Source organism: Xenorhabdus thuongxuanensis, from assembly GCF_001908095.1.
Classification (GTDB): domain Bacteria; phylum Pseudomonadota; class Gammaproteobacteria; order Enterobacterales; family Enterobacteriaceae; genus Xenorhabdus; species Xenorhabdus thuongxuanensis.
In genome coordinates this window covers 1-1,615 of record NZ_MKGR01000071.1, presented here as the reverse complement: position 1 = coordinate 1,615, position 1,615 = coordinate 1, and the positions used below count along the sequence as shown (strand labels likewise).

2 protein-coding genes and 1 pseudogene are annotated in these 1,615 nt (G+C 44.2%); 1 reads left to right on the top strand and 2 read right to left on the bottom strand.

The genetic code is table 11. The features are described from left to right. Positions 1–307, top strand: a 307-nt coding sequence (locus tag Xentx_RS18000; protein ID WP_208607608.1) for a transposase, incomplete at its 5' end; no start/stop codon positions are given. Positions 308–330: 23 nt separating this feature from the next. Here the strand turns inward: Xentx_RS18000 and Xentx_RS17995 are convergent. Then, entirely contained in the window at positions 331–924 is a 594-nt protein-coding gene (locus Xentx_RS17995) for a recombinase family protein (RefSeq protein WP_074021860.1), read from the bottom strand. A 332-nt stretch (positions 925–1,256) separates the two neighbouring features. Next, a pseudogene (locus tag Xentx_RS17990) lies at positions 1,257–1,517 on the bottom strand (group II intron reverse transcriptase/maturase); the annotation flags it as partial. Between the last annotated feature and the right edge of the window lie 98 nt (positions 1,518–1,615).

Below are 1,615 nucleotides of genomic sequence, written 5' to 3'. Positions count from 1 at the left end.
TAACTACGGTATCCATAAAAGTAAGAAAGTCAGAGAATGGCTGCTGAATAATCCCACCGTGACGTTGCTGTTTCTTCCGGTCTACTCGCCTTGGTTAAACAAAATAGAACGGTTATGGCAATCACTCCATGAAACGGTGACACGCAATTATTGTTGCCAATTTATGTGGCAGCTTATTCGTAATGTGAAAATTTTTTTGAAAAGGACGTCGTTAACGACTTGGAAAGAAATGAGAAATATAAGAGTCTCATCATTATCGGGTCTGTTCATAATACGTGTAAAATGTTGGCATAGCGAAATGGCGTAACAGCTTATTCCCTGAGCGGAGTGTCACATGAGAGAATTTTTACATCCTATCGTCACGCCCCGATAGCGAAGATAACGGTAAAGGGTGACCTTGCTGATCCCCAGGTTTTCCGCTATCTCGTTGACACTTAGCTCACCTTTTATATACAGCGCTTCGGCAGCAATCGCTTTCTTTTTTGCCTTTTCGTTTAACCCCGGAGGACGCCCTCCAGAGCGTCCTCTAGCTCTGGCTGCTGTCAAGCCTGCCTGAGTCCGCTCAACAATCAGGTCACGTTCAAACTCGGCTAATGATGCAAATATATTAAATACCAGCCGGCCCTGGGCATTCGTTGTGTCCACGGGATCGTGGAGACTTTTCAGACCGACGCCTTTTTCCATTAGCTGATTCACTAACTCAATCAGATGGCGAAGAGAACGGCCTAATCGATCCAGTTTCCAGATAACAATTACATCACCCGGCCGCATTTTACTCAGGAGCTGCTCTAAAACCGGGCGGGCGGCTTTTATTCCACTCGCCGTTTCACAAAATATTTCTTCACAACCCGCCTGCCGTAGCTGATCAAGTTGCAGGTCAGCGTTTTGCTCATGCGTGGAGATACGTGCGTAACCAAATTTCATGCGATAAGTTTAATGAACTCATTAATTTTTAATAAGGTGAATGTTGATTTTGTAAACCTGTTTTTGATACCCATATTGCTCCGGACGTCATTTTCAGATGTCATAGGCATGCCCTGTTAATTGATATCATTGCCCTCTGAATGACATCTGAGAAGATTGTTGCATTTCGTCATCATCTGGTTTACAAAAACGAACGTATTAATGAACCGTTCAGAGTGACGAGTATACCACTATGACCTCGGTTGACCGCACAGCTTATCCGCATTTCAATAAATCCCTATCGCAAAAAGAGCTGGCGTCCTGTTATGCTCTCAGTGACGATGAACTTACCTTCATCCGGCAAAATAACCTAGCATTTTCAAGATCAGATTCAGCTTTTTCCACGTCAGTCGGCGACGCCCACCTTGACGGTTGAACCATCTGTAGATTATTCGCGTACTTTGGTAGATAAACTGCCCGACTCGTCTCTGGTTATCAGATATGCCATGATAATTTATCCAGCCTCTGATCACCCTGATGACGATATTCAGGGTAAGCCTTTTGTTGGTCGTATTCAGATTCTTCCAGAGGAAGTCCCTGAGTCCCTTCAATTTGTGTCATTTTCAGAAGGCGACTGCACCAATTGATAGGGTTTAGAGCCCTGTGTGCATATGACTTCTGATAAAATAATGTCAGAAGTCGGCTGCACTAA